The organism is Actinopolymorpha sp. B11F2, assembly GCF_040195635.1.
Taxonomy (GTDB): domain Bacteria; phylum Actinomycetota; class Actinomycetes; order Propionibacteriales; family Actinopolymorphaceae; genus Thermasporomyces.
The window spans coordinates 164,013-190,355 of the sequence record NZ_JBEFTX010000010.1 but is presented as its reverse complement, the minus strand read 5'-3'; the positions used below and the strand labels follow the sequence as shown (position 1 = coordinate 190,355).

At 67.9% G+C, this 26,343-nt stretch carries 24 protein-coding genes; 17 read left to right on the top strand and 7 right to left on the bottom strand.

Features of this window, described 5'->3' with window-relative positions; genetic code table 11:
* Positions 1-2,106, top strand: coding sequence for a prolyl oligopeptidase family serine peptidase (locus ABN034_RS19420; RefSeq protein ID WP_349692402.1), 2,106 nt, complete (start codon positions 1-3; stop codon positions 2,104-2,106).
* 34 nt (positions 2,107-2,140) lie between these two features.
* Here ABN034_RS19420 and ABN034_RS19415 read toward each other — a convergent pair whose 3' ends face one another.
* Positions 2,141-4,741, bottom strand: coding sequence for a Tex family protein (locus ABN034_RS19415; protein WP_349692401.1), 2,601 nt, complete (start codon positions 4,739-4,741; stop codon positions 2,141-2,143).
* Positions 4,742-4,921: 180 nt separating this feature from the next.
* Between ABN034_RS19415 and ABN034_RS19410 the strand changes: the two genes are divergently transcribed.
* Positions 4,922-6,514 (top strand): beta-N-acetylhexosaminidase, encoded by a 1,593-nt coding sequence (locus ABN034_RS19410; RefSeq protein WP_349692400.1) that lies wholly within the window; start codon positions 4,922-4,924, stop codon positions 6,512-6,514.
* A 145-nt stretch (positions 6,515-6,659) separates the two neighbouring features.
* Entirely contained in the window at positions 6,660-8,840 is a 2,181-nt protein-coding gene (locus tag ABN034_RS19405) for a glycoside hydrolase family 84 protein (RefSeq protein ID WP_349692399.1), read from the top strand.
* On the opposite strand, the gene ABN034_RS19400 is transcribed toward ABN034_RS19405, so the two are convergent.
* The 3 genes from ABN034_RS19400 to ABN034_RS19390 all read right to left on the bottom strand — a co-directional run bounded on the left by ABN034_RS19400 (position 8,828) and on the right by ABN034_RS19390 (position 11,125).
* On the bottom strand, positions 8,828-9,526 hold the full coding sequence (locus ABN034_RS19400; protein WP_349692398.1) for a pentapeptide repeat-containing protein: 699 nt from the start codon (positions 9,524-9,526) through the stop codon (positions 8,828-8,830). The genes ABN034_RS19405 and ABN034_RS19400 overlap by 13 nt on opposite strands.
* A gap of 97 nt (positions 9,527-9,623) precedes the next feature.
* Positions 9,624-9,881, bottom strand: coding sequence for a ferredoxin (locus ABN034_RS19395; RefSeq protein ID WP_349692397.1), 258 nt, complete (start codon positions 9,879-9,881; stop codon positions 9,624-9,626).
* A gap of 29 nt (positions 9,882-9,910) precedes the next feature.
* A complete protein-coding gene (locus ABN034_RS19390) occupies positions 9,911-11,125 on the bottom strand; it encodes a cytochrome P450 (RefSeq protein ID WP_349692396.1) in 1,215 nt (404 codons plus the stop codon).
* Positions 11,126-11,240: 115 nt separating this feature from the next.
* On the opposite strand from ABN034_RS19390, the gene ABN034_RS19385 reads away from it, so the two are divergent.
* Positions 11,241-11,858, top strand: a complete 618-nt coding sequence (locus tag ABN034_RS19385; RefSeq protein ID WP_349692395.1) for a TetR/AcrR family transcriptional regulator — start codon at positions 11,241-11,243, stop codon at positions 11,856-11,858.
* Positions 11,859-11,919: 61 nt separating this feature from the next.
* On the opposite strand, the gene ABN034_RS19380 is transcribed toward ABN034_RS19385, so the two are convergent.
* Positions 11,920-12,408, bottom strand: coding sequence for a GNAT family N-acetyltransferase (locus tag ABN034_RS19380; RefSeq protein ID WP_349692394.1), 489 nt, complete (start codon positions 12,406-12,408; stop codon positions 11,920-11,922).
* 204 nt (positions 12,409-12,612) lie between these two features.
* Between ABN034_RS19380 and ABN034_RS19375 the strand changes: the two genes are divergently transcribed.
* From ABN034_RS19375 to ABN034_RS19325, 11 genes are all read left to right on the top strand, one after another.
* Positions 12,613-14,112: a recombinase family protein gene (locus tag ABN034_RS19375; RefSeq protein ID WP_349692393.1), complete on the top strand. Its 1,500-nt coding sequence runs from the start codon at positions 12,613-12,615 to the stop codon at positions 14,110-14,112.
* 148 nt (positions 14,113-14,260) lie between these two features.
* Complete coding sequence (locus tag ABN034_RS19370) at positions 14,261-14,494, top strand: hypothetical protein (protein ID WP_349692392.1); 234 nt, start codon at positions 14,261-14,263, stop codon at positions 14,492-14,494.
* Between the two features lie 295 nt (positions 14,495-14,789).
* Entirely contained in the window at positions 14,790-15,083 is a 294-nt protein-coding gene (locus ABN034_RS19365; protein WP_349692391.1) for a hypothetical protein, read from the top strand.
* Positions 15,080-16,495, top strand: coding sequence for a DUF3631 domain-containing protein (locus tag ABN034_RS19360; protein ID WP_349692390.1), 1,416 nt, complete (start codon positions 15,080-15,082; stop codon positions 16,493-16,495). Before ABN034_RS19365 ends, ABN034_RS19360 begins: the two co-directional genes overlap by 4 nt.
* Positions 16,496-16,628: 133 nt before the next feature.
* On the top strand, positions 16,629-16,907 hold the full coding sequence (locus ABN034_RS19355; RefSeq protein WP_349692389.1) for a hypothetical protein: 279 nt from the start codon (positions 16,629-16,631) through the stop codon (positions 16,905-16,907).
* A gap of 321 nt (positions 16,908-17,228) precedes the next feature.
* A complete protein-coding gene (locus ABN034_RS19350; RefSeq protein WP_349692388.1) occupies positions 17,229-17,603 on the top strand; it encodes a hypothetical protein in 375 nt (124 codons plus the stop codon).
* A 260-nt stretch (positions 17,604-17,863) separates the two neighbouring features.
* Positions 17,864-18,484, top strand: a complete 621-nt coding sequence (locus ABN034_RS19345) for a hypothetical protein (protein ID WP_349692387.1) — start codon at positions 17,864-17,866, stop codon at positions 18,482-18,484.
* Positions 18,481-19,230: an HK97 family phage prohead protease gene (locus ABN034_RS19340; RefSeq protein ID WP_349692386.1), complete on the top strand. Its 750-nt coding sequence runs from the start codon at positions 18,481-18,483 to the stop codon at positions 19,228-19,230. The genes ABN034_RS19345 and ABN034_RS19340 overlap by 4 nt, the downstream gene beginning before the upstream one ends.
* Positions 19,230-19,403, top strand: a complete 174-nt coding sequence (locus ABN034_RS19335; protein WP_349692385.1) for a hypothetical protein — start codon at positions 19,230-19,232, stop codon at positions 19,401-19,403. Before ABN034_RS19340 ends, ABN034_RS19335 begins: the two co-directional genes overlap by 1 nt.
* A gap of 4 nt (positions 19,404-19,407) precedes the next feature.
* Positions 19,408-19,698: a hypothetical protein gene (locus ABN034_RS19330; RefSeq protein WP_349692384.1), complete on the top strand. Its 291-nt coding sequence runs from the start codon at positions 19,408-19,410 to the stop codon at positions 19,696-19,698.
* A gap of 103 nt (positions 19,699-19,801) precedes the next feature.
* Positions 19,802-21,538: a hypothetical protein gene (locus ABN034_RS19325; protein WP_349692383.1), complete on the top strand. Its 1,737-nt coding sequence runs from the start codon at positions 19,802-19,804 to the stop codon at positions 21,536-21,538.
* A 70-nt stretch (positions 21,539-21,608) separates the two neighbouring features.
* Here the strand turns inward: ABN034_RS19325 and ABN034_RS19320 are convergent, their stop codons facing one another.
* Positions 21,609-22,913, bottom strand: coding sequence for an HNH endonuclease signature motif containing protein (locus ABN034_RS19320; protein ID WP_349692382.1), 1,305 nt, complete (start codon positions 22,911-22,913; stop codon positions 21,609-21,611).
* A 316-nt stretch (positions 22,914-23,229) separates the two neighbouring features.
* On the opposite strand from ABN034_RS19320, the gene ABN034_RS19315 reads away from it, so the two are divergent.
* A complete protein-coding gene (locus ABN034_RS19315) occupies positions 23,230-23,460 on the top strand; it encodes a hypothetical protein (protein WP_349692381.1) in 231 nt (76 codons plus the stop codon).
* On the opposite strand, the gene ABN034_RS19310 is transcribed toward ABN034_RS19315, so the two are convergent.
* Positions 23,447-24,448 carry an acetamidase/formamidase family protein gene (locus tag ABN034_RS19310; RefSeq protein ID WP_349692380.1) on the bottom strand — a complete coding sequence of 334 codons (1,002 nt, stop codon included), beginning with the start codon at positions 24,446-24,448 and terminating at the stop codon, positions 23,447-23,449. The two genes, ABN034_RS19315 and ABN034_RS19310, sit on opposite strands and share 14 nt — an antisense overlap.
* A 244-nt stretch (positions 24,449-24,692) precedes the next feature.
* Here ABN034_RS19310 and ABN034_RS19305 point away from each other — a divergent pair, with 244 nt between their 5' ends.
* Positions 24,693-25,829 (top strand): mandelate racemase/muconate lactonizing enzyme family protein, encoded by a 1,137-nt coding sequence (locus tag ABN034_RS19305; RefSeq protein WP_349692379.1) that lies wholly within the window; start codon positions 24,693-24,695, stop codon positions 25,827-25,829.
* The last annotated feature ends 514 nt before the right edge of the window (positions 25,830-26,343 follow it).

Here is a 26,343-nt window from a genome sequence, read left to right as displayed (position 1 = left end):
ATGGACGAGACCACACCGGTCGGCACGACACCCGCCGACGGCACATCGGCGGGCGCGGTGCCGGCGGACCCGGGCAACGGCGACGATCCGTACCTCTGGCTCGAGGAGGTCTCCGGCGAGCCCGCGCTCTCCTGGGTCCGCGAACGCAACGACGAAACCCTGTCCGTCCTCGCCCGGGGTGAGCGGTTCGAGCAGGTACGCGGTGAGGCCCGTGAGGTGCTCGACTCCGACGAGCGGATTCCTTACGTACACAGGCGCGGTGATCACCTCTACAACTTCTGGCAGGACGCCGAGCACCCGCGTGGACTGTGGCGGCGGACGACGCTCGAGAGCTACCGGGGCGACGAGCCGGACTGGGAGGTTCTGCTCGACGTCGACGCCCTCGGTGCGGAGGAGTCGGAGAACTGGGTGTGGCGTGGGGCCGCGGTGTTGCGGCCGGAGTACCGGCGCTGCCTGGTTCCGCTGTCCCGCGGTGGTGCCGACGCGACGGTGTTGCGCGAGTTCGACCTGGAGACGTTGTCCTTTGTCGAGGACGGCTTCTCCTTGCCCGAGGCGAAGAGCTTCGTGGGATGGATCGACGAGAACCGGGTCTATGTCGGCACCGACTTCGGACCAGGTTCACTCACGTCGTCCGGGTATCCGCGCATCGTGAAGGAATGGCGGCGCGGAACTCCGTTGTCGGAGGCGGTGACGGTCTTCGAGGGCAAGCCGGACGACGTGTCGGTGTCGGCGTTCCACGATCACACCGAGGGTTTCGAGCGTGACTTCGTACGTCGCGCTATCGACTTCTACTCGAGTGAGAAATACCTGCGGGTGTCCGCCGACGTCACCGGGGCCGAGGGTCTTGTCAAGATCGACGTCCCGCATGACGTCGACGTCTCCGTGCATCGGGAATGGATGCTCGTCCGCACCCGCACGCCGTGGACAGTCGGCGTCACCACGTATCCCGCGGGTGCCTTGCTGGCGGCGCCTTTCGAGGCCTACATGGCGGGTGAGCGGGACCTGACGGTGTTGTTCGAACCCGATCCCCACACGTCGTTGAGCTATTTCGCGTGGACGCGCCACCATCTCATCCTGGGCACGTTGGCGGATGTGAAGAGTCGGCTGGAGGTGTTGACGCCGGGCGCCGGTGGGTGGGATCGAGCGCCGCTTCCGGGAGTTCCCGAGATCGGCAACACCGAGATCGTCGGCACCGATCCTGACCACAGTGACGAGTACTTCCTCAATTCGAGTGGCTTCACCGAGCCCTCGACGCTGCGCTACGGCCAGATCGGCGGGTCGATCGAGGTGCTCAAGCAGGCACCGTCGTTCTTCGACGCCTCAGGTCTCTCGGTCCGGCAGCTTTTCGCGACATCCGCCGACGGCACGAGGATCCCGTACTTCGTCGTCAGTCCTGCAGGTGCGGACGATTCCGGGCCGACCCTGCTCACCGGTTACGGCGGCTTCGAGATCGCGTTGACGCCAAGCTACAGCGGCGTGATCGGCCGCGGCTGGCTGGCGCGCGGTGGTACCTACGTCGTGGCCAACATCCGTGGCGGTGGAGAGTACGGGCCGGAATGGCACCGTTCGGCACTGCGTGAGAACCGGGTGAGGGCGTACGAAGACTTCGCCGCTGTGGCGAGCGACCTGACCAGCCGCGGCATCACCTCGCCACCCAGGCTCGGCATCCAGGGCGGCAGCAATGGCGGCCTGCTCATGGGCGTGATGCTCACCCGCTATCCGGAGCTCTTCGGCGCGATCGTGTGCCAGGTGCCGTTGCTGGACATGAAGCGCTACCACGTGATGCTCGCGGGCGCGTCATGGATGGCGGAGTTCGGTGACCCGGACGAGGAATCGGACTGGGAATTCCTGCGGAAGTACTCGCCGTACCACCAGGTTGCCGCGGATCGCCCTTATCCACCGGTGCTTTTCGCGACGTCGACCAGAGATGACCGGGTGCATCCGGGCCATGCCCGCAAGATGGTCGCGCGGATGCGTGAGCTCGGCTACGACGTTGCCTACTACGAGAACATCGAAGGTGGGCACGGCGCGGCCGCCGACAACGAGCAACTGGCGTTCAAGAACGCGCTGGCACTCGAGTTCCTGTGGAGAAACCTCACGCGCTAAGCCGTGCCGGTGGAAACGAAGCGCCCCGCCCGCGTCACCTGCCGCCTTGCTTGTCACGGTTGCCGTCGCCGAGCAGGCCTGCGCGCCGGAGTGCGTCGGCCATGGCGTCGTTCTCCGGTCGGCCACCGCCGGCCGCGCCCTGGCGGTTCCCCTGGCGCGGTGCACCGCCCGTGCGTGGTCCAGGCTTGCTGCGCTCGCCCGGCTTGCTGCGCTCGCCCGGCTTGCTGCGCTCGCCCGGCTTGCTGCGCTCGCCCGGCTTGCTGCGCTCGCCCGGCTTGCTGCGCTCGCCCGGCTTGCCCCCGCCGCCGGGACTCCGACGTTGGTCGGGCTTCCGGTCCGGTGCGGTCGTACCCGCCGGCTCGTCGTCGAGGCGCAGGCTGAGGGAGATGCGTTTGCGGGGAATGTCGACGTCCATCACCTTGACCCGAACGACATCGCCGGACTTCACGACCTCGCGCGGGTCACTGACGAAGGTCTTCGCCATCGCCGACACGTGCACGAGCCCGTCCTGGTGCACACCGACATCCACGAACGCACCGAAGGCCGCCACATTGGTGACGACCCCTTCGAGGACCATGCCACGCTGGAGGTCGGCGATCTCCTCCACACCGTCGGCGAACGTCGCGGTCGTGAACGCCGGACGCGGGTCGCGGCCCGGTTTCTCCAGCTCCGCAAGGATGTCGGTGACCGTCGGAAGGCCGAACGTGTCGTCGACGTACTCCGTCGGCCGGATCTGGCGTAGGACCGCGGTGTTGCCGATCAGCTCGCGCAGGTTGCCGCCCGTCGCCTTCAGGATCCGGCGTACGACCGGATAGGCCTCTGGGTGCACGCTGGAGGCGTCGAGCGGGTCGTCACCGTCGGGAATGCGGAGGAATCCCGCGCACTGTTCGAACGCCTTCGGTCCGAGCCTGGGCACCTGCGTCAGCGCGCGTCGCGACCGGAACGGTCCCTTGTCGTCCCGGTGCGCCACGATGTTGCCGGCAAGTGTCTCGGTGATGCCGGAAACCCTTGTCAGCAAGGGCGCGGAGGCGGTGTTGACGTCGACGCCCACCGCGTTGACGCAGTCCTCCACTACCGCGTCGAGGGACCGGGAGAGCTTGGCCTCGGCGAGGTCGTGTTGGTACTGCCCGACGCCGATCGACTTCGGATCGATCTTCACCAGCTCCGCGAGCGGGTCCTGCAGCCGTCGGGCGATGGAGACCGCACCGCGCAGGGAGACATCGAGGCCGGGCAGCTCCTTCGAGGCGTACGCCGAGGCCGAATACACCGACGCACCGGCCTCGGACACGACGATCTTGGTGAGGCTCAGGTCGGGATGTCTCCTGATCAGGTCGGCGGCGAGCTTGTCGGTCTCACGCGAGGCGGTGCCGTTGCCGATCGCGATGAGGTCGACCTTGTGCTGGGCGGCGAGTCGGGCGAGCGTGGCGATCGACTCGTCCCACCTGCGCTGCGGAACGTGCGGATAGATGGTGTCCGTCGCGACCACCTTGCCCGTGGCGTCGACGACCGCGACCTTGACGCCGGTACGGAATCCCGGGTCGAGACCCATCGTCACCCGCGTGCCGGCGGGTGCGGCGAGCAGCAGGTCGCGCAGGTTGGCGGCGAAGACCCGGACCGCTTCGTCCTCGGCGACCTGACGCAGCCGCATCCGCAGATCGATGGTGAGGTGGACGAAGATGCGCGTACGCCAGGCCCACCGCACCGTGTCGGCCAGCCACCGGTCACCTGGACGGACCGTCCGTTGGGCGCTGGGGTCCGCCACCGCGGCGAGGGAGTCGGAGAGGCCGTGGCGGTCGGCGATCCGCCATTCCGCGTCGACTGGAGCGTCGGCGTCGGCGGGGTCACCGGCCTCGAGCGCAACGTCGAGAACCTCCTCCTTCTCGCCGCGGAACACCGCGAGAATCCGGTGCGACGGCAGGGCACTCAGTGCCTCGGCGAAGTCGAAGTAGTCAGCGAACTTCGCACCGGCCTCCTCCTTTCCGTCGCGCACGCGTGAAACAAGCCGGCCGCGCGACCAGACGAGTTCGCGCAGCTCACCGATCAGGTCGGCGTTTTCACCGAAACGTTCGATCAGGATCGCGCGAGCGCCGTCGAGGGCCGCGGCGACGTCAGCGACGCCTAGGTCGGCGTCGACGAACGCCGCCGCCTCCTGGTGCGGGTCGCGGGTCGGGTCGGCGAGCAGCGTGTCGGCCAGCGGCTCGAGGCCGGCTTCGCGGGCGATCTGCGCCTTCGTCCGCCGTTTCGGCTTGTACGGAAGGTAGATGTCCTCCAGGCGGGCCTTGGTGTCGGCCCCCATGATCTGCGCCTCGAGCGCGTCGTCAAGCTTGCCTTGCGTACGGATCGACTCGAGAATCGCGGCGCGGCGTTCCTCCAACTCGCGCAGGTAGCGCAGGCGCTCCTCGAGGGTCCGCAGCTGTGTGTCGTCGAGCGCGCCGGTCACCTCCTTGCGGTAGCGCGCGATGAACGGCACGGTCGCTCCACCGTCGAGCAACTCGATCGCTGCCCTGACCTGACCACCGCGTACGCCGAGTTCGCCGGCGATCCGTTCCTGCACGGTCAGCTTTGTCTGCGCCGTCTGCACTGCCTGCGCCGTCTGTACTGCCTGCGCCGTCGTGTCCGGGACTGCTTCAGTCACACCATCCGCCTTCGCGTCGAGGTCCCGTTCATTCTGGACCGCCCGGAGGGCGCCCGCACTCCCGGGCCCGACGAAGGATCCCGCTGTTGATGGTACTTTCCGATGAGCACCGGCATGGTCGAGATGGTGCGAGGGACGCAGAGGTACTTCATCGAGTCCTGACCTCAAGGAGATGACGTCGTGATTCCATGGCCGATGTCGTACGCGGAGCACGAGGGGTCGTTCGTTCTCGATGATGAGGTGGTGCTCGACGCCCCACCCGAGCTGCGGGACATCCTCGCCCGCGAATTCCAGGGATCCGGTCCGCGCTGGACGGCGGCAGGCGGTGCGGGGTACAGGACCGCCGGCGGTGGCGGTGTGCCACGGCGGATGATCCTCGAGATCGACACCTCGCTTCCCGCGGAGGGCTACCACCTCGACGTGACACCAGATCTGGTGCGGGTCCGCGGAGGCGCGCCGGCGGGGGTCTTCTACGCGATCCAGACCCTGAAGCAACTCCTGCCGCCCGAGGTCTACCGGGCCGCCCACGCGTCAAGGCCGGCATGGTCGGTTCCCTGCTGCCGGATCGAGGATCGGCCGGCCCACAGCTGGCGTGGCTGCCTGCTCGACGTCGCGCGGTACTTCATGCCCAAGGACTTTCTCTTCAGGTTGATCGACCTGTTGGCGTTGCACAAACTGAATGTTCTCCAGCTCCACCTCACCGACGACGACGGATGGCGGATCGAGTCGAAACGCTATCCGCGGTTGACGCAGGCCGGCGCGTGGCGGGAGGAGACCCGCTGGTGGTGGGAGGAGCGTGGTGACGGAACTCCCCACGGCGGCTTCTACACCCAGGCCGATCTGGCCGAGATCGTCGCGTACGCAGGGCAGCGCTTCATCACCGTCGTACCCGAGATCGAGATGCCGGCGCACACGGGCGCGGCGATCACGGCTTATCCGGAGCTCGGCCACCACCCCGACGCGCCGCCACGGTCGTCGATCCCGCCCGATCACGATGACGTCCTCAATGTGGAGGACGGCACGCTGGAGTTCTTCCAGAACGTCCTGGAGGAAGTGCTGGAGATCTTTCCCAGTACGTTCATCCACATCGGTGGCGACGAATGCCCCAAGGAACCGTGGCGGAACAGCCCACGCGCACAGCTGCGGATGCGTGAGCTCGGCCTCGCCGACGAGGACGAGTTGCAGAGCTGGTTCATCACCCAGATGGACTCGTGGCTCAGCGCCAGGGGTCGGCGGCTGGTCGGCTGGGACGAGATCGGAGAAGGTGGTCTCGCACCGGGGGCGACCGTGATGTCGTGGCGCGGTGAGGAGGGTGGCATCACGGCCGCACGGGCCGGTCATGACGTGGTGATGGCGCCGACCTCGCCGACCTACCTCGACTACTACCAGTCCGAGAGCCCTGAAGAACCGCTGGCGATCGGCGGCCACGTTCCCCTCGAGGCGGTGTACGCCTACGAGCCCGTCCCGGCAGGGCTGTCCGATATCGAGGCCTCCCACGTACTCGGAGCGCAGGTCCAGCTCTGGACCGGCTTCTTGCCCGCCGGGCCACAGGTGGAGTACATGGCCTTTCCGCGGGCGTGTGCGTTCGCCGAGGCGGTGTGGCGGTCGCGCCGTGACCGGCCGTACGAAGAGTTCCTGGAGCGGCTCGACGATCATCTGCACCGGCTCGACGCGCTGGGTGTGAACTATCGCCCGCTCTCCGGGCCGCTCCCGTGGCAGCAGGGCGGAACCGGTCGCTTCAACCGTCCCAACCAGCCGCAGATGGTCGACTGACCGGCCGTCAGCAACCACGGGCACGCCCGCGGTCTCGCTGCTCGTCCGCACGCCCCGCGCCGGCCGGGTAGGCAGGGCGTACCGAGCGGACCGCGTACTCTCGACCGATGCGGGTGCTCATGGTCTCGGGTCGTGGAGGCGGTTTGTGCAGGTAGGTCCAGGTCGCCGACGGTGGCGTCTTGCTCTGGTCGGGCTGGCGTTGCTGGGGCTTCTGGGGGCTGGCGGCCCGTTGGGCGTCGGAGCCGACAGCGCCGTGACGGGAGACCTGCCGGAGGCGGCCAGCGGCATGCAAGGTGACGGCAAGCAGGGCGGCAAGCAAGGGGGCGGCCAAGAACCTCCCGATGGCGCGGAACTCCCGGTCTTACCCCGCCCGCAACGGCTGGAGCTCGGGGACGGCAGCATTCCGGTGCCGCAGGACGTCCAGGTCCTCGCCGGTCCAGCCGTGGACCGGGCGAGCACCGCCCTGCTGGTCCAGGTCCTCGAATCCGCGGGAGCGCGGGGAGTCGACGTGGTGACCCTCGGGCGCCAGGCCGTACGCAAGGCGGCCTTGACAGTGACCATCGGTGCGCTGGGGGATGACCGGGTGGTGTCGGCTCTGCGTACGGCGGGCGGACGGGTGCCGGCGGATCTCCCCGCCGAGGGTTATGTCCTGGCCAGCCGCGCATCGCCCGGTGGCGACACCGTGGTGTTGGCCGGCGTGGACTCCGCCGGTACCTACTACGCCGTGCAGACGCTGCGACAGCTCGCGGGACGCCAGTCGATTCGTACCGCAACGGTCGTCGACTATCCCTTGATGCGCCTGCGCGGTGCCATCGAGGGTTTCTACGGCAGTCCATGGACTCATGCCGAACGCATGGACCAGTTGGCGTTCTACGGCCAGCTGAAGCTCAACACCTACATCTATGCGCCGAAAGATGATCCCTACCACCGTGGCAGATGGCGCGAGTCCTACCCGGCGGCCAAGCTCGCCGAGCTGGGCGAGCTCGTCGACCAGGCCCGGTCTCACCACGTGCGATTCACCTTCGCGCTGTCGCCGGGCGTGTCGATCTGTTACAGCGATCCGGGCGACCGGCGGGCGTTGGAGGCGAAGCTGCAGGCGGTGTACGACCTTGGCGTACGCACGTTCTCCATTCCGCTCGACGACATCGACTACACAAGGTGGAACTGCGCACGAGACGGGGATCGCTATGGCGAACCGTCGGCCCAGTCCGCGGCACGGGCGCAGGTCGACCTGCTCAACGCTGTCCAGCAAGGCTTTCTTGACTCCCACGCCGGCACGCATCCGCTGCAGACGGTGCCGACAGAGTACGGAGATCTCGCCGAAACGCCTTACAAGGAGACGATCCGGCAGGACCTCGACCGGAGGGTGGAGGTGATGTGGACCGGCACGGCCGTGGTGCCACCCCACATCACCGTCGCCGAGGCCGGTCGAGCAGCGGCCCTCTGGGGGCGCAAGGTCTTCGTCTGGGACAACTACCCGGTGAACGACTACGACCGTTCAGTCGGCCGGCTCTTCCTCGCGCCGTACTCCAACCGCGAGCCCGGCCTGCATCGCCAGCTTTCCGGCATCGTCCTCAACCCGATGAACCAGGCGGCGGCGAGCAAGGTCGCCTTGACAGGCGGCGCCGACTTCACCTGGCACGACCGGGATTACGACGCGGCAGCGACCGCACGCCACGCGGCGGCGCAGCTCGCCGGAGGTGACGAAGCGACGACCGCCGCCCTGGTGGCGTTCTTCGATGTCGAGCACCTGATTCCCACGTTCGGCGAGGAGTTGTGGCAACCGCAGGCACCGGAGCTCTCCCGGCGGTTGGCGCGGTTCCGCGCTGCATGGGCCCGTGCTGACAAGCAGGCCTCGCTGTCCGGTGACGCCAAGGCGAAGGTCAACGCGAAGGTCAACGCGAAGGCGGCAAGGGAGGCGAAGGCGGCCGCCATCGGCGAACTCCGCCCGTACGCCCTCCTGCTCGCCGACGCGCCGGAGCGGATCAGGGCAGGTGTCGCGGATCGTGCGTTCGTCGAGGACTGCGCACCCTGGCTCGACGCGCTCGACCTGTGGGGGGAGGCGTTCGTCCGTACTCTCGACGGCCTGCAGGCCAGGGTTGACGGCGACGGTGAGACCGCGAGGCGGTCGTTCGCGGAAGCGGAGGAGCTTGCGGGCAAGGCCGAACGCGTCACCACGGTTCCGGGCGAGACGCGTCCACAGGGACAGGTGCGGGTCGGCGACGGAGTGCTGGACGCCTTCCTCGGCCAGGCGGCGGCGAGGGCCGGACCCCGCCGGGCGTACGCCGCCTTCCGCCGGCGGCTGGGGCCGGGTCAGGAGTCGTGAGCGCCGCGGCGGTGGTCGTCGGGTGTCTCGATGACGATGCCGAGCGCGTTCGCGAGGGCGTACGTCAGGGCGATCAGGTCCTGCGGGTCGATCACCGCGCCGCGGAGGCTCGTCACGCTGCTGATGCCGTCCAGAACGCAGTTCTGCAGGCGGGTGCCGCGCATGTCAGCGTGACTGAACTGCGCCGCGGTGAGGTCGCAGTCGATGAAAGCCGCGCCGCGCACGTCGGCGTTGGTGAAGTCGGTCTGCCTGAGGTTGCACCCGACGAACCGCACGTTCATGAGGGACGTGAACCGGAACGCCGTCAGATCCAGTCTGCACTCGCTGAACACCACGTCGCGGAGGGTTCCGTCGATCCAGCGGAATCCGGTCGTACGCAGCCCTCGTAGCTCGCACCGGATCAGTGACGAACTCGTGGCGCCGAGGTTCGCCAGGTTGGAGCTCACGAACCGGCAGTCGGCGAAGGTCGCCTTGGCCAGCGTGCATCCGCTCAGATCCGCCTGGGTGAACTCGCACTCCTCGACGTCGACCAGTCGGGCGTCGCGGTCTGGCATGCGTACCCCGGTGAACGCGAGACCTTGCAGATGGGCGTCATCGGCAATGTCGTGAAGGGCGAGGTCCGCCGCGACCGGCGGCGACGCCATCCGCGGTTTCGTCGGCGGGCGTGGCTTTCGCGGCGGTGGCACGATGCGACCCTAACGTGAGGCCCCGACGTGGACGCGGCAGCAGAGGAACCTGGGCGTGGGCCATCGTCGGAACCGGCGTTGGCCTGGGAGAGCTGCCTCAACTGCCGTCGTCGCTGCCGCCGCTGTCGTCGCCGCCGCCGTCGCTGTCGCTGCCGTCGTCCCCGGCGGCGATCGTGATGGCGCCGGACGGGCACAGCGCAACCGCACGGCGCGCCGCGTCCTCGTGAATGGCGGGCGGTTCGGGCATGAGGAGGATGACCCGGCCGTCCTCTTCGTCCTGATCGAAGACGTCGGGCACGGTGAGCGCACACATGCCGGCACTTGCGCACCGCTCCCGGTCGACGACGATCCGCATCGTCACACCTCCTGATCTACCAGGCTGATCTACCAGGTCACGGGGAGGCTGTGCACACCGTAGATTGCCATGTTCGTTCGCATGCGTACCTCCTCGTCAGGGATCGCGACACGCAGGGTCGGGAATCTCTGGAAGAGCGCGGCGTAGGCGATCCGCATCTCGATCCGGGCGAGCTGCTGTCCCAGGCACTGGTGGATGCCGTGGCCGAACGTGAGGTGACCGTGCCCCGCCGCTGGCCTGGCGATGTCGAGGACGTCGGGATGGTCGAAGCGTTCGGGGTCGCGGTTGGCGGCGGACAGCGAGAGTGCGATCGATTCGCCGGCCCTGACCAGTTCGCCGCCGATCTCGACGTTCTCCAGAGCGGTTCGTGGCGGGCCGATGTGGACGATCGTCAGGAACCGAAGGAGCTCCTCGACGGCGGATTCGATCAGTGTCGGATCTGCGTGGAGGGCCGCCAGCTGGTCGGGATTCTTCAGCAGTGTGTAGGTGCCGATCCCGAGCATGTTCGCGGTGGTCTCGTGACCGGCGACGAGCAGGAGGACGGCGATGTTGGTGAGTTCCTCATCGGTGAGGTCTCCGGCGCTGATCAGTCCGCTCAGCAGGTCGTCGCCGGGCTCGCCACGCTTGTGGACGACCAGTTCATGCAGGAACGTCTGCAGCGACACGAGGGCGCCGCCGGCTTCCTCCGGGGTCGTGTCGAGCCTGAGCATCAGCCTGGTGTCCTGCTGGAACTGGTCGCGGTCGTCATAGGGGACGCCGAGCAGTTCGCAGATCACCAGTGACGGGATCGGCAGGGCGAACGCCTGCACCAGGTCGACCGGCGACCCGTGCCGCTCCATGGCGTCGAGGTGCTCGGCGGTGATCTCGGCGATCCGCGGCTCCAGTTCCTTCATCTTTCGTACGGTGAACTGGCCGGTGAGGTGCCGGCGGTAGCGCGTGTGGTCCGGCGGGTCCATGCCGATGAAGAAACCTGGCTCGGCCGGCCGGTGATCGTCGCGCGCGAGCCCCATCGGCACCGGACTGCGCAGCAGGTCGCGGCGGCGGCTGAAGCGTCGGTCCGCCAGCACCTCGCGGGCGAGGGTGTAGCTGGTGACGAGCCAACCCAGGTGGCCGTCGGGGAACCTCAGGCGGCAGATCGGCCGATGGCCGCGGAGGGTGGCGAGCTCCTCAGGCGGGTCGAGCGGGCGGTTGCGGACGGTGGGCAGCTCCGGCACCACCGAGGTCTGGGACGTGGACTCCGCCATCGTGGGCTCCCTCCGTGGGGCGGGGTCGAGCGTGGTTCGACTCTCTTTCCAGCAAACACCATCGCGAGAATTATTACAACCGATGTAAAACGTGGCTTGGTGTAATCTGGCGGCTGTGATCCAGAGTCAGGGGCTCCGCGAACGCAAGAAACAGCGCACCCGGCAGGCGCTGGTCGCCACCGCGCTCCGGCTGTTCGCAGAGAAGGGCTACGAGCAGACGACCGTGGCCGAGATCGCGGCCGCCGCCGAGGTGTCGACGAAGACGTTCTTCAACTACTTCCCCAGCAAGGAGGACGTCGTCTTCGCCGACGCGAGCCAGCGGATGGACGTCGCTCTCCAGGTCGTCGCCGACCGGGCTCCGTCCGACCCCCTCGACGAGGTGCTGCTGCGGGTGGTCGAAAGCGTCCTGGAGCTGGTCAAGTCCCGCGACAGCGACGTGGCACCCGACCTGTTGCCGGTGCGGGCGAGCGTGCTGATGACTGCGCCGGCCCTGCAGGCGAAGGCGCTGCACCTGATCTTCGCCATGCAGCGGCAGTTGGCGGAAGCGCTCGCCGCGGCGTACCCGACTCGGCTGGACGAGGTCACCGCGGCCGCGATCGTGGGTTCCGTCGTGGGCGCGGGCCAGGCCGCCGTGCTGGCCAGCATCGAGCGCGGAGACTCGCGGGAGGAGAGCTTCGCCGCGGTAAGCACGGCCGCCCGCATCGCGCTGCGCGGTATCGATTCGTTCCGCTGAGTCGCCGCTATGAGGTGTGATCCGCGCGCCCGGCACGCGACGGGAGGGCCCGACTGCCGGGCTACGGGTTGCCGGACTGCCCGGGCTGCTGGGCTGCGGTCCACACGAGGTAGCGGTCGGCGGATTCGAGTCCGGCTCTGCGGTAGAACGGCATGGCGCGCTCCGTGGGATGGAGCAGGACGCGCGAGAGCCCTTGCTCCTCGGCGTACGTCAAGGCCGCATCCAGGAGTCGCCGGCCGAGGCCGGCACCCCGATGGTCTGGTCGTACGAAGAGCACACCGATGTACGCCCAACCGCCGGGATCGCGGTCGGGCATGGGCATGCGAGCGTGAACGAACATCTGCAGCATCCCGACCGGTTGGCTGTCGGCCTCAGCGAGCCAGCTGATGCTGCAGTGGTCGGTCGCGGTCATCCAGTGCGCGAACCTGGCTTCGAAGTCGGGGTCAGAGTCTGGAGTGACGCCCCGGCGTTCGATCGTGTCTGCCCGGCGTAGCCTTGCCAAGGTGTGAACGTCGCCGGTCGTCGCCACGCGGATCATGGGTTCGCTCACGTTGGTCGATTATCCCGATCACGTGCGCAGTCTGGTGTTGCGGATGGGTTCTCGGGTTTTGCTGATCCAGTCGGGTGGGGTGAATTCGGGTAGGCCGTCGTCTGCTATCCGGACTTGCCAGGCGCCTTGGTGGATGAGGCGGTGGTGGTGGCCGCAGAGGAGTACACCGTTCTCCTCGGTCCGTTAGTGGGTAGAGTGGCCCCCATGGTGACCACCGCAACCGCCCGCGAGTACCAGCGGGTCAGCCGTGACCGTTCCGGGCATGCCCGCTCGGTCGACGAGCAGCACGAAGAGAACGCCCGCGCCGCGACGGCCCAGGGCTGGAAGCTCGGCACGCCGTATGCCGATCCCAACGTGAGCGCCTCCCGCTACACCAAGAAGGCCCGCAAGCACTTCGACGAGCTGCTCGTCGACCTGCAGCACGGCCGGTTCCGCGCCGAGGTGCTGATCTTGTGGGAGTCCTCCCGTGGATCCCGCCGGGTCGGTGAGTGGGCGACGTTGGTCGACCTGCTCGAAGACGCCGGTGTGAAGGTCTTCGTGACCACGCACGGCCGGCTCTACGACCCCGCGAACTCCCGCGACCGCCGGACGCTGATGGAAGACGCGGTGGACTCTGAGTACGAGAGCGGGAAGACCTCGGCCCGGACCCGCCGGACTCAGGCCGCCCTGGCCGCCGCTGGAAAGCCCAATGGTCAGGTGCCGTACGGGTACCGCCGGATCTACGACCCCGCGACCCGCCGGTTCGTCCGCCAGGAGGCCGAGCCGGCCGAGGCCAAGGTGATCGCGACGCTGTACGCCCGGCTGGACGCGGGGCATTCGCTGCGGTCGATCGCCAAGGGCTTCGAGGCCGATGGCATCCGGGGTCGGACCGGTGTGGTGATGAGTTCGAAGCAACTGCGGTCGATGGCGCTGAACGAGCGGTACGTCGGCGTACGGACACACCTGCCGGTGAACGCCAAACCGCTCACCCGGTCCGGTGCGACCCCGGCCAAGGCGACCCGCTCGCAGGCCGTGTGGCCGCCGCTGGTGGACCGGCAGACCTTCGACCGTGTGGAGGCCAGGCTGACCGCGCCAGAACGCCGTACGTCGCGTCCAGGCCGTGGCGTGCACCTGCTGAGCATGTTGGTCTCCTGCGACGTGTGCGACGGCCCCTTGACCGCGCGGTACCGCGAAGACCGCAAGGGCGTCCGGCAGTACGTCTGCCGCAACGGTGGGCACGTCCGCATCGACGCCGACGAGCTGGACGCCCTGGTGACCAAGCAGGTGCTGGGCTACCTCTCCCGCGACGACATTGCCGAGAAGCTCCGCAAGTCCGAGACGACCGGTCCGGAGCTGGACCGGGTGCGTGACGAACTCGCCGAGGCCCGGCGGGCGCTGGAGGAGTTCTACCGCGAGGTGAGCGCCGGTCGGCTGTCGGCTCAGGCGCTGGCAGCGGTCGAGCCCGGCATGCTGGCCCGGATCGCCGAGGCCGAGGCCCGTGAGACCGAGCTGGCGACGCCGAGCGGGCTGGCCGGCATCCTGGGCACCGGCAACCTCCGTCGCACCTGGAAGGCGATGCCGATGGCGGCGAAGCGCGAGGTGGTCCGCACGGTGTTGTCAGAGGGTCACCACGGCCCACTGTGGGTTCTCAGATCGGAGAAACCTGGTCACCCGGTGCCGGTTTCCTTGCGTGTGACCGCGAAGCGAAGCGAGCCAGCGCACTAGGCTTTTCGCACGGTCTCGCCCCTCGAAAACGAGGCGCACTTTTCGTGCTAAGGCGATCTGAGGACAAGTCGAGCCTCGCCAGCCAGGCGAGCAGGCGTATGCATGACCGGCACCTGGGGGTCCTCCTGAGTTAGCTCAGGAGACCCGTGTGTCCGAATTCAGTCCGGCGCAACACGTCCGCCAGCGCATCGCTGGCCGTAGGCGCCAGAACCCCAACGCCGACGTCACCGACCTGCAGCGCGAGCTGAACGCCGCGAAGGCCGAGGCGTATCTACGCAGCATCATCGACACCGCACCCGGCATCACCGACGCAGAGGCCGAGAAGCTCGCCGCCCTGCTCCGTGTGCGCCCTACCTCCGATGCGGGGGTGGCAGCGGGATGACGACAAAAAGCGAGCGGCCGACCCTTCCCGAGAAGGTCGACCGCCCGAATGACTACTCCACAACCGCGAATACAAGTCTAGGCCAGTCCGTCAGCACCGACGTCGCGGTGTGTCTGACCGGTGCGCCGTGTCGTCGTCGTCGGATGTGGGTCGCGGTCGTCACGCGCTGCCCGTTCTGCTCGCGATTGCACACTCACCGCGCCGCCGACCCTGCTCGACTGTTCGGTGGGCTGGCGGAGCGGTCGTGCCCGGTCACGTCGAAGTCCTACCTCCTGGCACCGTCGGGGAGGTCGGCATGACGAAGCCATTCACCGACCTCATCGTCGAGCTACGCCCCGACGTCCCTGTCGTGATTGCCGAAAGCCTCGCCGTCGAAGCGCTCGACGCCGCCGCCGACCTCATCCTCGACGAGCAGTGGGCATCCGCACGGGCACGCGCCTACGCGGTCGCTGTCCGGGCCGCTGGGCACCGCTCCACGACATCGTGGGAGGTCGCCCGCGCCGTGGGTCGACTCCGCGAGCTGGCACGAACCCCACGCCCTGACGACCACCTCGGTGGCCCTGTCTCGTGGGAGGTGCCGAGCGCATGACCAACGATGACATCCATGTCGAGGTCGACCCCATCGGCGCTGCAACCGAGGAGAAGGTCGACGGTGCGGCGCTGCTCGACGAGCTGCGCGTCGTCGTTACCAAGTACGTCGTATTGCCCTCGGACCACGCAATCACTGCGGTCGTGTTGTGGATCGTCGCGACCCATGCTGTAACGGCGTTCGAGCATGCCACTCGGCTGGCGATCCACTCCCCGGTGAAGCGGTGCGGGAAGAGCCGGCTGCTGGAGGTGATCGAAGCGCTCTCCCACTCCCCGATGGCGACGACGAACATCTCCATTGCCGCACTGTTCAGAATGATCGACTCTGGCGGCGATCAGCCACCGACGCTCATCCTCGACGAGGCCGACCGACTCTTCGGCTCCAGCAAGAAGGACGAGGACAACCGCGACCTCATCGCACTGTTGAACAACGGATTCCGGCGCGGCTCCCCCACCTGGCGCTGTGTCGGCCCACAGCAGGTGCCGACACCGTTCAGCAACTACGCGATGGCAGCGGTCGCCGGCATCGGCAGGTTGCCGGACACGATCGAAGACCGGGCGATCAACCTGACGATGCGTCGCAGGATGCCCGGTGAGGTGGTCGCGAAGTTCAGGCTCCGCACCGACCTGCCCGTCCTCCACGACCTACGTGACCGAATCGCGGTCTGGGCGGGTCAGCGCATCGACAGGATCGCCGAGCCGGTCGAGGACCTCCCCGACGAACTCGAAGACCGCGCCGCCGACGCGTGGGAGCCACTCCTGGCGATCGCCGACGTCGCTGGTGGCGACTGGCCCAAGCTCGGCCGCGAGGCCGCAGAGTCGATCGCCACCGAGGCCGCCGACGCCGATGGCCAGCTCACCGAGGAGGTGCGTCTCCTGAAAGACATCAGGGACGCATTCGACGCCATGCCCCACGTGTCGTTCCTCGCCACCAACGTGCTCCTGACCGAGCTGCGGAAGGTCGACGACGCGCCGTGGGGTGAGTTCGATTTCAGCCCACACAAACTGGCCCGCCGGCTCGGCAATTTCGACGTCCGACCCCGGCACAACGACGCCAAAACGCAGCGGGGATACCACCTGAACGACCTCAGGGACGCATTCCGCCGGTACCTAGTGTCCAAACCGTCCGAACCGTCCGGAACAACGTCTGACCAGCAGAAACGTCCGGACGGTTTGAAATCGCCGGACGGTTCAAAGTGTCCGGACGTTTTCGCGCCGGACGGTTCAAAGTGTCCGGACGATTCAAAGCGTCCGGACGAAACCGCAGGTCAGAACGGGTCTGGACGGTTCGGGACGCTTCGGACGGATACCCCGCCTGGAATGAGCACGTGCTCGGTCTGCGGCGAGCCCCTGGACCCGGCGGTCGCCAACATCGGACGGCACGTGAACTGTGGTCCGCAACGCAACACATAAACCCTTAAGCGTTGCGCTGCGGCGCAGTGGGTCCGCAGCACAACACATAGGCCTTTAAGCGTTGCGTTGCGGCGCACTGTCCGCAGCACAACACATAACCCTTAAGCGTTGCGCTGCGGTTATCGTGGGGGGCATGTCTCGTGGCCCTGGCAAAGTCATGCGCGACGTTGAACGTGCGGTTCGCAAGGAGTACCCCGCCGGCATGCTCGCGGTCGACGTGTCATATCTGCTGTACGGCGAGACCGCGACGGCCGCGCAGCGTGAGTCGGTGCGGCGCGCGGTGCGGGCATTGCGTCGCGCGGGTCGGATCGAACGTGTCGGTCGGCGCGGCCGGCCGGTCAGGCGTTCGCGGGAGGCCGACGGCGAGCGGTTGCGGTGGATCCCGACCGCCGATGACCACGGCGATTGGTGAAAGATCGTTTTCGCTTTCCTTCGATGCTGCGTCGAGTCGAGTCTCGTCGAGTACGTCCGCCAGGCCGACGCACTGGCCTCGGCCTGACCGACGTTAGGTCGAGGGGCAGGGGGGCGGGAGGGGGTCGGCCGCACGATGATGATCTTGCCTTCCCGACTCCTGTCGGAAGATTTCTATTCGTGATCATTTGGAAAAGTTGATCATGGACCGAACCGGTGACCCCCCGCCCGGCGGGGGTCATCGAGGACCTATGCCCGGCATAAGTCCGCGATCCCGAGCCGATTTCCCCGATCCCGAGCCGATTACCCCACCATTGACCCCATGCCACCCTTCTCCACCTGCGAACGCTGCGGCGCCGCCTTCCACCAGGTCGTGGGAAGGCCCTCAAAGCGCTGTAGAGCGTGCAGAAGCGGCAAGTACGGCCCAGAGCACCGTCGGATCCGTGCGGCGACGCTGGAGAGCGCCTACGGCCAGCCGTGCGCCCGCTGCGGCGAGGTCATGGCGCGCGGCCAGCGATTGGAACTCGACCACGCCGAGGACGGCGGCTACCTCGGCCCCAGTGGGTTCTCGCACGAGCACTGCAACCGCTCGGCTGGCGGCGAGAAGCGCCGCGCCCAGCTCAACGGCCACGCCGCACCGACCTGCGCCATCCACGTGCCCGCCCGCCGGGACTGCCCGCATTCGCGAGCGTGGTGACCCCTTGACGGTCGAGGCTGGATCGCTACGTTCGAATTGGGAGCCGGTCCGCAAGCTCGAATCACTGATCGTGCCCGCCGTCCGGGGACATCCGGCATCGCGAACGTAGGGTCGTTTCGACGGCCAAGCGTTGCCTTACTTGCCGCCGGGCTGCACGTACGAACGGACGCCGGGTCAAGGCTCGGCATGGCATGGCGAGGGCGGGCCGGCTCCCGCGCGCCTCACCCCATCGCGATCGTTAGCCGGCTATCATTCGACGCATGGAAACGTGTGGACGCTGCGGTGCGAAGGTCAGCCCGATGACCGCCGTCTATGGCGGAGTCGACACCCGGACGCGGCAACGCATCTCGCCGTTCTGCTCCGAGGAGTGCCGCAACGCGAACGCGGTGGAGTACGCGGTCGCGCGGATCCGGTGCGCGGCGTGTCCTCGAATGTTCACCCGCGAGCGTGACGCCACCGGGCGCCCGCGCAAGTTCTGCAGCGACAAGTGCCAGAAGGCGCACGCCGCTGCGATCGCCAGGGCCCTGCGCGCCCTGTCCAACGGCCGGTCCGGTCTTCCCTCGCAGCCTGGAGAGTCTGCCGAGCAGCTCGTCCGCCACCTCGCCGAGCTGGAGTCGTACGACGCCGACATGCGGTTGCTGGCCAGCAAGCTGAAGGCCGAGCCGGACACCGCGCCGGAGTTGTCCCGAGCGGTGAACGGATCGCGGCACCTGTGCGCCGAGCGGATCGACCAGGCGCAACGGCTGCTGCGGCTGACCCAGGAGTCCGAACGTGAGCACCGTCGCGAGGTCGGTACGTCGTCCGCCGTGAAGGCACGGATCCGTGCCAGGGCTGACCAGCTACAGGCGGCGATCGCCAAGCAGAAGGTAGACAACAAATGAGCATGTCCGCAGCGCAACGGCGCGAGCTACTGGAACCCTGGCTCGCCGACTCTCGTCGACTCACCACGGCCGAAGCCAGAGACCGCGCCCGCCGTCGCTATCGGGAGAAGCGTGGCCTGAGTGTGGCCGAGCACGAGGCCATCATGGTGCGGCGCGGCCCGACCGACATCGTGCGCCGGACCGGCGGCGCCGTTCTGCAGCAGCGGAAGACTCAGCGTGCCGACGACCCCGGTGGCGACGGACTCAACCTCACCGGCTATGCCACGACGTTCGATCAGCCCTACGACGTCGACAGCTACTTCGAGGGCACGTTCACCGAGACGATCGCACGCGGTGCGTTCGCCGACTCCCTGCGCCGGTCGACACCGGTGATGCTCTTCGACCACGGCCTCGACGTCCGCACCGGCTCCGTTCCTATCGCTGCAGTGAAGTCGGTCACGGAAGACCGCACCGGTGTGAAGGTCTCCGCGCGGCTCTTCGACAACGAAGCCGTACGCCCTGTCAGGCAGGCGATCGCGGGCGGCGCCATCCGTGGAATGAGCATCATGATGCGCGTGCTCGACGACGAGTGGACGCGCGGTGCGAATGGTGATCCTGACCTGCGCACCATCCGCAAGGCCGAGCTATTCGAGGCCGGTCCGGTGGTCTGGCCCGCGAACCCTGGCACGTCGGTCGGTGTTCGGTCGAAGCGGACCAAGGGACTCACCCCTGCCCAGCGTCGGGCCAATTTCATCAAGGCGTTCTGATGCGTGCCTGGCTGCGCTGGCGCCTACGTCTGCTCGTGTTCGGTCGTGAGGGGATCAACCGCCGCGCACGACTGCGCGCACAACGCATCTGGTGCGAGAACAACAACGTGAGCATCGGCCAGAACGAGAAGGACCGCATGATGCTGGCCAACTACCTCAGCAGAAAAGGATGATCGCGTGGCAGTCGGACGAGTGAAGGTCGAGTACCTCGACGGCCGCGTCGAGATCGGTGCGGTCACCGCGCGGGTCCAGGTCGCCGTGGAGCGCAAGTACGAGATCGGGCTGTCGGAAGTGAAGACGAACGAACAGATCTTCTACGCCGCGCACGCCGCACTCACCCAAGCAGGTAAGGAATCCGCCGACTTCGAGGGCTTCCTCGACAAGGTGGCCGATGTGGAATTCGTTCCTGCTAAGGCGGTTGACCTGCAGGCCGAGGACCCTACCCTGACGGCCGGATCCGGGAGTTAGTCATGCTGTCGGTCGCCACCGGGCTGAGCTATGACTCCCTCGCCGGACTGAACGACCGATTGCTGTCGACCTACTGGCAGGTCGTGAAGGAGACGCGGAGCTGATGGCGACCGAACTCGCATTCGAGATCATTGCGCGGGATTCCGCGTCGAAAACCTTCGGCCGCGTCGGCAAGAGCGCCGACGGATTGGGCAAGAACTTCGACGGTGCGGGCAAGTCCGCGACCACGATGGGCTCCAGCATCGGCGCCGCATCGGCCGGTGCGGCCGCCGGGGTCGGCAAGCTCGGCAAGGCCGTCAAGGCAGGGATCGCGGGCATTGTCCTGTCCGAGCTGTCCAACATGACACTAGGCGTCTTCGAGGCCGCCGCATCGCTTGACCAGCTGGAGAAGAAAGGCACCACGGTCTTCGGCAACCAGGCCGACGAGGTGCGCGCGTGGGCCGCCGAGACCGCGAACGCCATGGGGCTGACCTCACGTGAAGCGGTCGGCCTCGCCGCATCCTTCGGCGATCTCCTTGTGCCCATGGGTTTCTCCCGCAAGGAAGCCGCCAAGATGAGCACGGAGGTCATCGGGCTCTCTGGTGCGCTGTCGGAGTGGTCCGGTGGGCAACGTACTGCCGCAGAGGTCGCCGATGCGCTGTCGTCGGCGATGCTCGGCGAACGCGAACAACTGAAGGAACTCGGGATCGCCATCAGTGAGGCCGACGTCGACGCCCGGCTGGCGGCCAAGGGCCAGAAGGAGCTGACCGGCGCCGCGCGGGAGCAGGCCGAGGCCATCGCCACGATGGAACTCATCTTCGCCAAGTCCACCGATGCGCAGAAGGCGTTCGCCAAGGGTGGCGACACACTCGGCCGGTCGCTGTCGGAGTCGAAAGCCCGATTGAAGGACCTTGGCGACGAGCTACTGGTGAAAGCCACGCCAGCGTTGACGAAACTGGCCGACATCGTGGCCGACTACGTGCTGCCCGCCGTGGAGTCGTTCGTCCGGTGGCTGTCCGGTCCGGGCGTCGACCTGGTGGCGTTCGCGACGCTGGACTGGACGTCGAAGTTCCTGACCTTCGCGAAATTCACGATCGACACCTTCGACGGCCTGACGAAGTTCTTCGTCGGATGGGCCCACATCTTCCTGCAGCAGGCAGAGTTCGCGTTCGGCTGGCTGCCCGACATCGGCCCGAAGATCAAAAAGGCCCGCGATCAGTTCACCCAGTTCGCCGATGACGTGCTGGAGAACCTCGGCAAGGCGTCCTCGAAGGTCGACGACTGGAACGATGACGTCGACAAGATGAAAAAGATCATCGCGCTGAAGGTCAACAAGAAAGACCTGGACGAGAAGCTGAAGAACGCCCGTATGCAACTGAACGACAAGGACCTGACCAAGGAGCGCCGCGCCAAGCTGAACGCCGACATCGCCAAGCTGCTGGCCAGGAAGCGGGCCGCGCAGCGCGCGATCGACTCCCTACGCGGCAAGACCGTGACGATCAACGTCGACACCCGGTACCGCAACTTCGGCTCTCCCGGGTCGTTCCAGCACGGCACGCTGAACGCACCGCGCGGCCTGGCACTCGTCGGCGAACGCGGGCCGGAGCTGGTGGCGTTCCGTGGTGGCGAGAGCGTGTTCACCGCGACCCAAACCGAGTCGATGCTCTCCAGGCTCGGTCGACAGATCACGCTGCCGCAGCAGACCTCGCACCGGCAGATGCCCGCGCGACGGGCCACCGCACCGGTCGAGGTCCACTTCCACGCGGGGGTCGTGGGCTCGCAGCGCGAGCTGCGCAACTGGCTCTCCAGGTCGCTCGACGATTTGAACCGGCAAGGCCGACTCGCAGGGATCGTGAACTGATGACCAACCACGTCAGGTTCGGACGACCCACGGCAATAACGGTCGGCCCGCCGCACCTCGACCCCACCTATTACGCCGAGCTGATCGCCGCGACGTTCTCGCCGATGGCCTCCCTCGTGGCCCGGACGTTCGGGCCGTACGCGGAGAAGGCGGCGATGCTCCAGCGGCTGAATACCCAATAGCGGACCGAACCCTTGCCGACGGTGGTGGGCCCGCCTTTGAGCCACGAAGTCACATGGTGGCCTTCGCACCAGGAGGGTGGGCGGTCGCATCCTGGGAAGGCACAACCTTGGTCCCGGAGTTCGAGCAGCCGGCGGGTCTTCCCGGTAAACAGCCGGGTGCCATCGGTGAGGGCTTGCTCACCGTTGAGGGTGCCCCAGAACGAGACCTTGGCATCACAGGCGAGGAGTCCGGTGGTGTGGGCGGAGATGGGGGCGCCGGTGCGGAGCAGCGTGCCGTAGCCGGTGCCGCCCGCGAGGTTGCCTGCGTCGATCCGGATGACCAGGTGTGGTTTCTCCCCGGCATGGGACGGTGAAGCACCGGAGTTGAGGTAGCGGCGGAGCAGCTCCTGCAGTCCGTCACCGAGCCGCTGGCCGGCGGTGCGGGTGTCGGGCCCGTCCGCGTCGGTGGGCCGAGGTTTGCCGAGGGGTTCGAGTGCCGTGCGGAGCATGTCGGTGGTTACCGGGTCGAGCTTCCCGCGCAGGAAACTCGACCTCGAGTATGGGTCGTCACTGATCGACAGTTCCCTTGCCCGGGCGGCGCGTTCTTCGTCGGCGGCGAGCTTCTTCGCCAGGATCTGGTCGGCGAGTTCGGGGTCGACGGTGTTGAGGATGGTGGTGCCGATCCGGGCAAGGTCGTGGGGGTGGAAGATTCGGGCGTGGTCGAGCATTGCTTGTTCGGCGTCGAACCGCACATCCGGGCCCGCCTCTGCGGGCAGGTCCCCGATCGTGTGGGCGATCACCTCAGCGGTCTCCACACTGATGGCGCCGGTGTTCAGGGCGGTCTGGGTCATCACCAGCGAGGTGTCCAGGCCCTGGGCGAGTTTGACGCGACGGCTTGCCTGGCCAGGACGCATCCGCAACAGCCCGGAGATCCACTTCGCGGTGGAGGTGGCACCAGCGGTCCTGCCCAGGTCGCGGCGGTCGACCTCCCGCACCCCGGCCAACAACGCCGCATCCACCTGGCCGGCAAGGCTCTGCAAATCCACCAGCAGGCCTGTCAGTTCGTCGTCGGGCATCGACCACAACACCGGCGGCAACTCCCCACCCAACCGGGCACGCATCCGCGACACCAGCACCGCAAGTGGATGCTGGGCAGTCGGAGCAGCAGGCATGGTGCCCGCCGCGTCCGCTGTAAGTGTCGTGGTCGTTTCCATGATCCAACGCTATCCGCGACCACCGACAACCCGACCCCGAAAACCCTGCCCAGCAAGGCGATTCTACGAAATCTCTCAAAGGGTCTTTCTCCGGTCGCAGACGTGGGCGAACGTCGGCAGCCAACTCCGCACCGCCCCCGACTCGCCCGCGAACGCCTCGTTCAGCAACTCTCACGATCGCCGCAAGGCAACGCCGTCGGTAGGCTGATCAGCATGGGTGAACCGGGTGCGCCGGGGTTTCGCTGCGGTGGGACGGTCGTACGCCGGGATGTCTTTGCAGGGAAGGTCTGGACCGCGACCCCGTACCGGAACATCCATGACGATGGAAACCTGGTCGCGCACTGGCCGGTACTGGCGGCGGCTCGGCCTGGTGTCGGATGCCGAACACGACGGCGTCGGGCGGGCACGCGAGGAAGTCCTTTCCATGCTGGGCGACCGCACCGGGCTATTCGCCCAGGAATGGACCACGTGGCGGCCCGATCCGGGGTGGCGGAACCCCGTCCTGCCCGGTGACGTACTCAGCCAGACCGGCCTCAGTGGAGCGTAGCTGCGGCCGCACGAAGATGCTGGTGGATGCCGTCGTACGCCGATGACACAGGCAGCAAGTCCTTTGCCAGCTTGACGACAGAGCTGTAGTTGGTGTCGACGACGTTGGCGAGTGGTGCCTTCGCGGTCTGGGACAGCAACTGGTAGCCGTCCATGGGGTCGAGGGAGTACAGCTCGCCCAGCCAGCGCACCATCTCGACCTGGGCGATCCGCCAGGCGTCCTCGAGCGGCCGACTCGAACCGATCGCCATCAGCGAGTCGTCGTGCTCGATCCGCGGCCACGCGGGCGCACCACCCTTGACGAGTTCGACGATGACCGTGACGTTCATCGCACCCTCGACGGCGGTCCCGCAAGCCTCACCTTCGCCCTGCCGGTAGTGACCGTCCCCGATGGAGAACAGCGCGCCAGGAACGTTGACGCCGAGATAGCAGGTCGCGCCGGCGCGCATCTCGGGAGAGTCCATGTTGCCGCCGAAGCGTTCCGGGACGAGCGACGAACGCACCTCGCGCCCGCCCGGCGCCACACCCACCGTGCCGAGCATCGGCTCCAACGGAAGGTCGACCCGGAACTCGCTCCGCAGCGCCTCGAACGTCAACGACTTCTTGTCACGGTCGAAATGGTAGATCCACGTCATCTCCGGCAGCGGATCCTGCAGTGTCGCCGTCTTGTCGGTGCTCGTCAGGCCGCCGAAGAACGGGATCGTGGTCGACACCCCCCAGTCCCGGGCCGGCTCGAGATCGACGAAATGGAGGACGAGAGTGTCGCCGGGCTCCGCACCCTCCACGTGGAACGGACCGGTCTGCGGATTGACGTGGTTCATGTCGACGCAGACCGAGGGCAGGTCCTCCGCCTTCCGGATCCGGCCGGAGTAGGCGTCCTCGGTCCAGAGCCGCAGGGCCGTGCCGGGCTTGACCGACATGATCGGCTGGACACCCCCGAAGGTCCATGCGTACTGCTCGAAGGTGGGTGTGTACTCGATCGTCTCCATCCGCCGAAGTCTCCCTCCGGTGCCGGGTAGGTGGACAGGCGCAGCCGCGCTGCGACCTGCCGCGCAGGTGCCCGGATCATCGTACGGCCGGTAGCCTCCCAGCGGACGTCCGAAGAGATCGGACCATCTGATCTTTGCCGTACGTCGTCACACGGTGGAACACCGGAGAGCGACCAACCGCCAAACGATCAGACGAACGAACGCCGAACGCAGAACGCCGACCCGCCAAGCCTGGAGAGGTTTCATGACGATCACAGACGTACGTGCCCGGGCCGTGGCCGTCCCCCTGAAGCGCACCGCACGGATGTCCACCCGAGTCCTGAGCGACCGCCACTACCTGCTCGTCGAGGTGACGACGGACGACGGCACGAAGGGGCTCGGCTACTCCTACGCTGGTACGTCGGGCGGCCAGGTCCTCGCCTCCTCCGTCGAGCTTTTCGAGCCCGTACTCCGCGACGCCGACGACACCGACATTCTCGGCCTGTGGGACCGGCTCTACCAGGAGACCCTGCTGACCGGCCGGCGCGGCGTGGTCATCCGCGCGCTGTCCGCGGTCGACATGGCGCTGTGGGACGCGAACGCCAAGCGGGCCGGCGTTCCGCTTGCCGTCCTGCTCGGCGGCACCACCGCGCGGCCGATTCCGGCGTACGCCTCGGGTGGCTACTACCGTCCGGAGGACGGGCCGTGGGAGACGGTGGTGGCGGCCGAGATCGAGCGGAACCGGGCGCAGGGTTTTCGTGACCACAAGATCAAGGTCGGCGGCCTGACGGTCGAGGAGGACGCCAAGCGGGTGAAGGCGGCGATCGACGCGATCGGCGGTACCGGGCGGCTCGGCCTCGACGCCAACAACGCCTACCGCAGCGTGCCCGAGGCGGCGCGAGCGGCGCGGGCGTTCGAACGAGCGGCCGGAGACGTGGGCCTGTGGTGGTTCGAGGAGCCGCTCTCGCCAGACGACAACGCCGGCCACGCCGCGCTCGCGAGCCAGATCGAGACGACCGTGGCGACCGGCGAGATCCACCAGACCAGGTGGGAGTTCCGGGACCTGATCGAACGCGGTGGAGCCGACATCCTCCAGCCCGACGCCGGCGTCCTCGGCGGCGTGAGCGAGTGGCTGCGGGTCGCGCGGACGGCCGAGACGTTCGGGATCCAGGTCGCGCCGCACTGGCACGCCAACATCCACGCCCACCTCGCGGCGGCGGCCCCGAACTGCATCGCGATCGAGCACTTCACGCTGGACAAGGACATCTACAACTTCGAGGAGTTGCTGACGCCGGCGAGTCGGCTGGTGGTCGAGGACGGCGCTGCCGTGCTGGGCGACCGGCCGGGCATCGGCCTCGAGTTCGACGAGGACGTGGTACGTACGTACGAACTCACCCGCTGAGCGTCGGGGCGCCCGGCCGCCGTCGCACCAGCCCGCCGGATCGGTACGCGTCCGACTCCGCCGCCCGTCCGGGCGACGACCTGTCCCTGCGGAGCTGCCGGCGTTGCCGGACTTGCCGGGGACACCTGCGGCGAATGACCACGCTGAGCAGGTCTGTGGACTCCTCACAGGTGTCGGCGCCTTGCCGGGCGGTCATACGCCTGGTTGGCATGGTGACTGCCCTGGTTGGCATGGTGACTGCCCTGGTTGGCATGGTGACTGCCCTGGTTGGCATGGTGACTGCCCTGGTTGGCATGGTGGCTGCCATGGCCTCGCTGGCCGCGCGGGTTCCGCCGCTCCGCCGCCCCGCGGGTTCCGCCGCTCCGCCGCCCCGCGGGTTCCGCCGCTCCGCCGCCCCGCGGGTTCCGCCGCTCCGCCGCCCCGCGGGTTCCGCCGCTCCGCCGCCCCGCGGGTTCCGCCGCTCCGCCGCTCCGCCGCTCCGCCGCCCCGCGGGTTCCGCCGCTCCGCCGCTCCG

Excerpts from the sequence above, each read along its gene's own strand:
- ABN034_RS19360 (WP_349692390.1), top strand. The coding sequence starts at position 15,080 with ATGACCAACGATGACATCCATGTCGAGGTCGACCCCATCGGCGCTGCA.
- ABN034_RS19355 (WP_349692389.1), top strand. The coding sequence starts at position 16,629 with ATGTCTCGTGGCCCTGGCAAAGTCATGCGCGACGTTGAACGTGCGGTT.
- ABN034_RS19315 (WP_349692381.1), top strand. The coding sequence starts at position 23,230 with ATGACGATGGAAACCTGGTCGCGCACTGGCCGGTACTGGCGGCGGCTC.
- ABN034_RS19365 (WP_349692391.1), top strand. The coding sequence starts at position 14,790 with ATGACGAAGCCATTCACCGACCTCATCGTCGAGCTACGCCCCGACGTC.
- ABN034_RS19375 (WP_349692393.1), top strand. The coding sequence starts at position 12,613 with ATGGTGACCACCGCAACCGCCCGCGAGTACCAGCGGGTCAGCCGTGAC.
- ABN034_RS19320 (WP_349692382.1), bottom strand. The coding sequence starts at position 22,913 with ATGGAAACGACCACGACACTTACAGCGGACGCGGCGGGCACCATGCCT.
- ABN034_RS19390 (WP_349692396.1), bottom strand. The coding sequence starts at position 11,125 with ATGGCGGAGTCCACGTCCCAGACCTCGGTGGTGCCGGAGCTGCCCACC.
- ABN034_RS19335 (WP_349692385.1), top strand. The coding sequence starts at position 19,230 with ATGCGTGCCTGGCTGCGCTGGCGCCTACGTCTGCTCGTGTTCGGTCGT.
- ABN034_RS19340 (WP_349692386.1), top strand. The coding sequence starts at position 18,481 with ATGAGCATGTCCGCAGCGCAACGGCGCGAGCTACTGGAACCCTGGCTC.
- ABN034_RS19325 (WP_349692383.1), top strand. The coding sequence starts at position 19,802 with ATGGCGACCGAACTCGCATTCGAGATCATTGCGCGGGATTCCGCGTCG.
- ABN034_RS19305 (WP_349692379.1), top strand. The coding sequence starts at position 24,693 with ATGACGATCACAGACGTACGTGCCCGGGCCGTGGCCGTCCCCCTGAAG.
- ABN034_RS19310 (WP_349692380.1), bottom strand. The coding sequence starts at position 24,448 with ATGGAGACGATCGAGTACACACCCACCTTCGAGCAGTACGCATGGACC.
- ABN034_RS19395 (WP_349692397.1), bottom strand. The coding sequence starts at position 9,881 with ATGCGGATCGTCGTCGACCGGGAGCGGTGCGCAAGTGCCGGCATGTGT.
- ABN034_RS19345 (WP_349692387.1), top strand. The coding sequence starts at position 17,864 with ATGGAAACGTGTGGACGCTGCGGTGCGAAGGTCAGCCCGATGACCGCC.
- ABN034_RS19350 (WP_349692388.1), top strand. The coding sequence starts at position 17,229 with ATGCCACCCTTCTCCACCTGCGAACGCTGCGGCGCCGCCTTCCACCAG.
- ABN034_RS19420 (WP_349692402.1), top strand. The coding sequence starts at position 1 with ATGGACGAGACCACACCGGTCGGCACGACACCCGCCGACGGCACATCG.